Below are 6,383 nucleotides of genomic sequence, written 5' to 3'. Positions count from 1 at the left end.
TAAGTGATATCTGTCATATAATGTTTTTGTTATTGCTGCTGTTAATGTAGTTTTACCGTGGTCAACGTGTCCTATAGTACCTATATTAACATGAGGTTTGCTTCTTTCAAATTTAGCTTTAGCCATTCTAAAATCCTCCTTGATATTATTTTTTTATTTTTATTTATCTTATTGCGATTGCAATATGTCTATGTTATGTATTTTACTATTAATCATTTACATTTTCAAGATGTTTCTCTAATTTTCTCTTTACTCTTTGTAAAGCATTGTCAATAGATTTAGGTTCTTTGCCAATTATATCTGCTATTTCTTGATATGATTTACCATTTAAATACAATCCTAATACTTCTTGTTCTAAACTACTTAACAAACTATTTATTTTGTTTTCTATGTTTTTTAACTCTTCTTTACTTATTATTAGTTCTTCTGGATTTGTTACTATATTAGCAGTTATTATATCTAGCAAAGTTCTTTCTGATTCTTCATCATATATAGGTTTACTTAATGATACATAAGTATTTAAAGGAATATGCTTTTGTCTAGTAGCAGTTTTTATAGCTGTTATTATTTGTCTAGTTATACAAACTTCAGCAAATGCTTTAAATGAATGGGCTTTACTTTCATCAAAATCTCTTATTGCTTTATAAAGTCCTATCATACCTTCTTGAAGTATATCGTCTTTGTCAGCACCAATTAAAAAATATGACTTTGCTTTTACCCTTACAAAATTTTTATATTTTGACATTATATATTCAAGAGCAATTCTATCCCCACTAGCTGCTCTTTTTACTATTTCATACTCTTCTTTTTGCCAATCTTCTTGTTTTGTATCTTTTTCATCTACTAGTTCCATTAAATCTCCCCCTATAAGTTAAATAGATTCTTACCTATTTCTTCTTATATTTTCTAACTTTTCCCATATATCTATATTTTCCCGATTTATTCTATCTCCTATAGTATTTCTTTGTATTGTTTTTTTCTCACTGCTATTTTTTTCGCTGATTTTTTCTTTAGATTGCAATACATCTAATTGAAGTTCTCTTGCCGAAATTCTAGCAGCTCCTTTACCTAATACTATTTGTTGCTCAGCATAATCACTTGTTGCAACTTTTAAATCTAGAAATTCTTTATTTGGTAATTCAGATATATACTTTTCTATATAGCTATCTGCTGTTTGATGTTCTTTAGTATATATTACATTCACAGAGTCTGACCTTTTTTCTTCAACTCCTATAGAATTTTTTACATTGTATGCATCAAAAACTATAGTAGTTTTATATCCCATATATTTAGAAAACTCTATCATGTAATCTATTAATTTTTCTCTTGCACTTTCTAAATTTAATTTAGATAACTCAGTTAGGTCGTCCCATGCGTTAATTATATTGTATCCGTCAACTATAAGAATTTTTTTCTTTTTTCTCTTTTTAAATTTAGTAGCCATTATTTTCCTGTTGTTCTCTGTCTAAACACTTCATAAAGAAGTATCCCACCAGCAACTGATGCATTTAAAGAAGTAACATTTCCTATCATAGGCATACTAACTACAAAATCACAATTCTGTTTAACAAGTCTTGATATTCCAAAGCCTTCACTTCCAACTACCACACCTAAAGACCCAGTCAAATCCTGTTTATAAAATACTTCTCCGTCCATATCTGCTGCTGCAATCCATAGACCTTCTTCTTTTAACATCTTTATAGTATTTACAATATTAGTAACTTTACATACAGGAACATATTCAACTGCACCAGCAGATGCTTTTGCAACTACAGGTGTTATATCTACAGATCTTCTTTTTGGTATAACAACTGCATGTGCTCCTACTGCATCAGCTGTTCTTATTATAGAACCTAAGTTATGTGGATCTGTTATTTCATCTAATATTATTATAAATGGACTTTCTCCTCTTTCTTTAACTTCTCTTACTACTTCTTCTATATCTCTATAAACATAATCACTTATTGTAGCTATAACACCTTGATGAGAATGACTTGTACTAATTTCATCTAATTTATGTCTATCAACATATTGAATAACAATTTTTTTCTCTTTAGCCATAGCAATTATTTTCTTTATAGAACCTTCTTTTGATGAATTAGATATCATTAATTTTTCTATCTGTCTTCCACCTTTTATCGCTTCTATTACCGGATTTCTTCCTTCTATTGTAGCCATAATATTTTCCTTTCTATAAATTTTTAAATTTTTCTCTTATTTCAACTATCTTTCCACAAGTCATTTTACCTTCTGGACATGCTCCTTTTACACATTTAGGTCCACAATTTCTAAATATTATTGGAGCAACTTTCTTAACTTCTTTTAACATCTGTATAGACATTTCTCTTATTTCCCATTGTGCTCTTTCACAACATCTATGCTCAAAGAAATTATAAAGACTTCTGACATTCATAGTCATTACTATTTTTGTTTCACAAGCATTTGGAAAAACATATCTAGCATCTTCTATTGCTTTTTTCTCTGCAAGTCTTTTAGCTTCTTTTTCTGACTTTCCATTTTCAATAAATTCTTTTCTATGTTTTTCAGATAAGATATCTACTATTTTATCGTAATCTTTCTGATCTCTCTCCATAGCTTTTATAAATATTTCTTTTGCTTCTTCAGATTTTTCAATTTCTGGAGGAATTATATATTCAAACTGATCTAGTTTTACATATCTTTGAGATTGTTGAGAATAACTAGCTATTCTATGTCTAACAATTTGGTGAGAACAAGCTCTTGATATCCCCTCTACTCCAAAAGTAAATGACACATGTTCAAGTGGAGATTCATGTCCTATATCAGTTAACATTTTTAAAAAGTTTTCTATTTTTTCTTCTGTTAGATTTTCTTCTATTCCTTCAACACCAACTTTAGAGTAACAAAGCTTTGCAGCCATTGATACAACTTTCTCTGGTTCAGGTGTATAAGCAAGTAATTTAACTTTCATTTTATCACCCCTAAAATATAATAGTCCAACCTATATTATATCATTAAAACAATATTATGTCGCAATTTTTTATAAAAATAGCTAATTCTAAAAGTATACTTATAATTATTTAAAAATAAAAAGAAACAAGACAATATCTACTATTTATCTTGTTCCTATCTCCTTTTACAAATAAACTTTTTTAACATCAAAACCTTTAAATGCTTCATCTTCATGAGAAGCAAATATAATAATGCTCTCGTCTTTTATTTTTTCAATTAATTTATAGAACCTTTTCTTATTCTCAAAATCTAATGCAGATGTTATCTCATCAAAAATATATACTTCCTTTTTTTCAACAAAGGCTCTTGCTATTAATATTCTCTGCTTTTGACCGCCTGACAAATTACTTTCTTTATTTATAACTGTATTATACTTATTAGATAAACTATCTATAACTTTATTCAAATCCAAAGTTTTACAAACTTTTTCTATAATTGTTTGTTCTATATTTCTATATAAAGATATATTTTCATATATTGAATCTGTAAATATATAAGAGTTTTGATCTATATATATAAGATTGTTTTTATAATTATTAAAATTAAGTTTTTCGTTTTCATTTATTATAAATTTATCTGAAATATCAGGGTATAATCCTGCTAATATATCAAAAAGTGTGGACTTACCTTTACCACTTTCTCCAATAATCTTATAAATATTCCCTTTTTCAAATTTAACACTAAAATTATTTATAATGTTTATATTTTTTGTATATGAAAAGCTAATATTTTTTAGTTCTATTGAATTTATACTAAATTTATTATTATTTATAGCTAAAATCTCATCTACTTTATAATTTGAATATATGTTTTCTATTCTTTCTAATGAAACACTTATATCCTGTATTAATGCATTGAAATTAGATAAATTATTACTTTCCAACTTAAACTTCGATGCATAAGAGTTAAAACTGACTAATATTCCTATTGTTATTATATTTTTCAAGCATAGAATGCTTCCTATTAATAGTATTAGTAAACTAGATATAAAAGAAATAAAATCAACAACAATATACATATCTATTTCCATTTTTTTCTTATTTACAGCTACTGTATACATATCGTTTGTTAATACTTCAAATTTTTCATTTCTTTTATTACCTATATTAAATATTTTAAATATTTTTAAAGCATTAAGAGAATCATTTATAAAGTTCATATAAGTATCTTTCAATATCATTAACTCTTTTAACCTATTTTTTATTAATTTTCCCATTAAGATAAAAATAATAGCTTCTATTGGAACAAACATTATAACAATTGTACTAAGTGTTGAATTCATTGTTAACATTATAATTAATATTATTACTATGGAAACTACACACTTAATAAAATTCAAAAGTTCATTAAATATGTTTGAAGCTATCATTCCATCTTCCTCAATATTGTTTATCAATAAACCTTTGTCAATATTTATAGTATCTTTATAACTAAACATTAATATTTGAGAAAATATATCTAATTTTATTTTTTTCTCTATCCTTGCAGTTATTTTTAACAAATATACAGACTCTATTCTATAAATAATAATTGTTAATATAAATACAAAAATTAATAACACTATATAGTTATATATATTATTACTTTTTGTAGAAATGCTATCTATAATACGTCCTACAATAAATGGATCTATTAAAGAAAAAAACATTTCTATCAAAATTAATATTAACATTCCGAAAAATTCATATTTTTTTATATCTATTTTTTTTATATATTTAATTATTAATAAAACATCCAAGTAAAATTCTTTTATTTTAGAAATTATAGTAATCACTTCTTTCAAATATATGATTTATAGCCACAGCATTTTAATATATTTTTATTTATTAGTATTTCTTATTCTTTTATTTTTTCTAACACACTCTACAATACATATATTGCCACCAGGTGTCCTTATATCTTTACCTGAGTTTACTCTATCCAAAAATTTTGATATTGATTCTGAATCTAGTGGATTAAATATCCATTTCATTCCTTTCATAAAGTATCACCTTCTTTTTTCTATCTTGAACTAAACAAAAACTTTTTCTACTTGATATTTATACATTTTCAAGTTCATTTATCCAGTTAATATTGTATCTTCTTAAATACTGTGACTATAAATTTTCACAATTTTTATAAACTACTCTTATATGCATTATCTAACATTTGATCTATTAAAAACTTTTGTTCTCTACATACAGCTTCTCCACGTTTTCTTTTTTGGAACGGACATCCTCCCATACAAATTGGTAAAAGTTTACATTCTAAGCATTTTTTATCGTCGAAAGGATTATAATTATTATAGAAGAAAAATGTTTGATTATATTCAAATCCTTCTTTTACATTACCTATAATTCCTTCTTTTCTGCCAATCTCATCCCAACATTTATATAAATTACCTTCTGGATCTATTACAAAACCATTTGAATTAACAGAAACGCAAATATTAGGATTTATCATAGGTATATGATTGAAATTTTTATTATTTTCTGTAAACTTATTATGTAAATTTGAAAATTCTTCATAAGTTAAAATAGATTTATTTTTATTTGCTTCTTCAGAATAATCATCTACTTTTGCTACATATAGAAAAATTTTATCATATATATCATTTTCTTTTAAAATATTTACTAACTCTTCTATATAGTCTTTGTTTGTTTTATCTATATTAACTCTTATTGTTATATCAATTAAATCACAAGTATTTTTTATATTTTCTATTATTTTATTAAAAGTTCCCTCTCCAGATGCTAGCTTTCTTCGAGCATCATGTATTTTAGATGGTCCATCTAATGTTATTTGTGCTGTTCTCACTTTATATTTATTTAATTTCTCTGCATATTCTCTTGTCAGAAGATATCCATTTGTTACAATAGATGCATTATATTTATCAATATTTATATATTTAAGAATCTCTTCACTAATTTTCTCAATTACGCCTATCCCCAACAAAGGTTCTCCTCCATACCCAGTAATATCTAAATATGAATCATTTTTTATGTTATTTTTTATAAAGTCCACTATATTATTGGCAGTTTCATCACTCATATTTTTAAATTCAATACCTTTTTCATAACAATATGGACAGACAAAATTACAAGCTTGAGTTGTTGCTATTGTAAGTCCTAAATAATCTTTATCATATCTAGCAGAATTACTTACATATTTGATAAGCTCTATTTCATCTAAATAATCATCTATTATCATATGTCCTTTTCTTAATTCTCTTTTCAAATCCGAATCATCTTGATTAATAAAATCCAAATTTTTTAAATACTCATATTCTTCTGCTTTTTCACTATCTAAAAAAAGTATCCCCGAACTTATTGTATTATAAATCAACTTTCCTTCATCTACATCTTTTTCTATATTAAATAATGAAATTTTCATAATATTTATTCCCCCATTTT

8 protein-coding genes are annotated in these 6,383 nt (G+C 25.2%); all 8 read right to left on the bottom strand.

Annotation, left to right across the window (positions count from 1 at the left end; genetic code table 11):
- Positions 1-126: GTP-binding protein (locus tag Q1J78_RS07550; protein WP_300277131.1), on the bottom strand; the 126-nt coding region annotated here is incomplete at its 3' end.
- Between the two features lie 82 nt (positions 127-208).
- The gene (sigH, locus tag Q1J78_RS07545) at positions 209-853 is read right to left on the bottom strand and encodes an RNA polymerase sporulation sigma factor SigH (protein WP_300279026.1); all 645 of its coding nucleotides are present in this window, start codon (positions 851-853) and stop codon (positions 209-211) included.
- Between the two features lie 30 nt (positions 854-883).
- Positions 884-1,444, bottom strand: coding sequence for an NYN domain-containing protein (locus tag Q1J78_RS07540; RefSeq protein ID WP_330683172.1), 561 nt, complete (start codon positions 1,442-1,444; stop codon positions 884-886).
- A complete protein-coding gene (rlmB, locus tag Q1J78_RS07535; RefSeq protein WP_300279023.1) occupies positions 1,444-2,178 on the bottom strand; it encodes a 23S rRNA (guanosine(2251)-2'-O)-methyltransferase RlmB in 735 nt (244 codons plus the stop codon). Before rlmB ends, Q1J78_RS07540 begins: the two co-directional genes overlap by 1 nt.
- 13 nt (positions 2,179-2,191) lie before the next feature.
- On the bottom strand, positions 2,192-2,950 hold the full coding sequence (gene thyX, locus Q1J78_RS07530; protein ID WP_300279021.1) for an FAD-dependent thymidylate synthase: 759 nt from the start codon (positions 2,948-2,950) through the stop codon (positions 2,192-2,194).
- A gap of 165 nt (positions 2,951-3,115) precedes the next feature.
- Positions 3,116-4,663, bottom strand: coding sequence for an ATP-binding cassette domain-containing protein (locus Q1J78_RS07525; protein ID WP_300279029.1), 1,548 nt, complete (start codon positions 4,661-4,663; stop codon positions 3,116-3,118).
- Between the two features lie 147 nt (positions 4,664-4,810).
- Complete coding sequence (locus Q1J78_RS07520) at positions 4,811-4,972, bottom strand: hypothetical protein (protein ID WP_300279018.1); 162 nt, start codon at positions 4,970-4,972, stop codon at positions 4,811-4,813.
- A gap of 134 nt (positions 4,973-5,106) precedes the next feature.
- Positions 5,107-6,363: a radical SAM/SPASM domain-containing protein gene (locus Q1J78_RS07515; RefSeq protein WP_300279015.1), complete on the bottom strand. Its 1,257-nt coding sequence runs from the start codon at positions 6,361-6,363 to the stop codon at positions 5,107-5,109.
- Positions 6,364-6,383 lie beyond the last annotated feature (20 nt).

Source organism: Peptacetobacter sp. (assembly GCF_029264495.1).
GTDB lineage: Bacteria > Bacillota > Clostridia > Peptostreptococcales > Peptostreptococcaceae > Peptacetobacter.
This window is presented reverse-complemented; position numbering and strand designations above follow the sequence as displayed.

What these genes read in the sequence shown, in the direction of transcription:
- sigH (WP_300279026.1), bottom strand. Translation starts at nt 853, where the DNA reads ATGGAACTAGTAGATGAAAAAGATACAAAACAAGAAGATTGGCAAAAA.
- Q1J78_RS07540 (WP_330683172.1), bottom strand. Translation starts at nt 1,444, where the DNA reads ATGGCTACTAAATTTAAAAAGAGAAAAAAGAAAAAAATTCTTATAGTT.
- rlmB (WP_300279023.1), bottom strand. Translation starts at nt 2,178, where the DNA reads ATGGCTACAATAGAAGGAAGAAATCCGGTAATAGAAGCGATAAAAGGT.
- thyX (WP_300279021.1), bottom strand. Translation starts at nt 2,950, where the DNA reads ATGAAAGTTAAATTACTTGCTTATACACCTGAACCAGAGAAAGTTGTA.
- Q1J78_RS07525 (WP_300279029.1), bottom strand. Translation starts at nt 4,663, where the DNA reads ATGTTAATATTAATTTTGATAGAAATGTTTTTTTCTTTAATAGATCCA.
- Q1J78_RS07520 (WP_300279018.1), bottom strand. Translation starts at nt 4,972, where the DNA reads ATGAAAGGAATGAAATGGATATTTAATCCACTAGATTCAGAATCAATA.
- Q1J78_RS07515 (WP_300279015.1), bottom strand. Translation starts at nt 6,363, where the DNA reads ATGAAAATTTCATTATTTAATATAGAAAAAGATGTAGATGAAGGAAAG.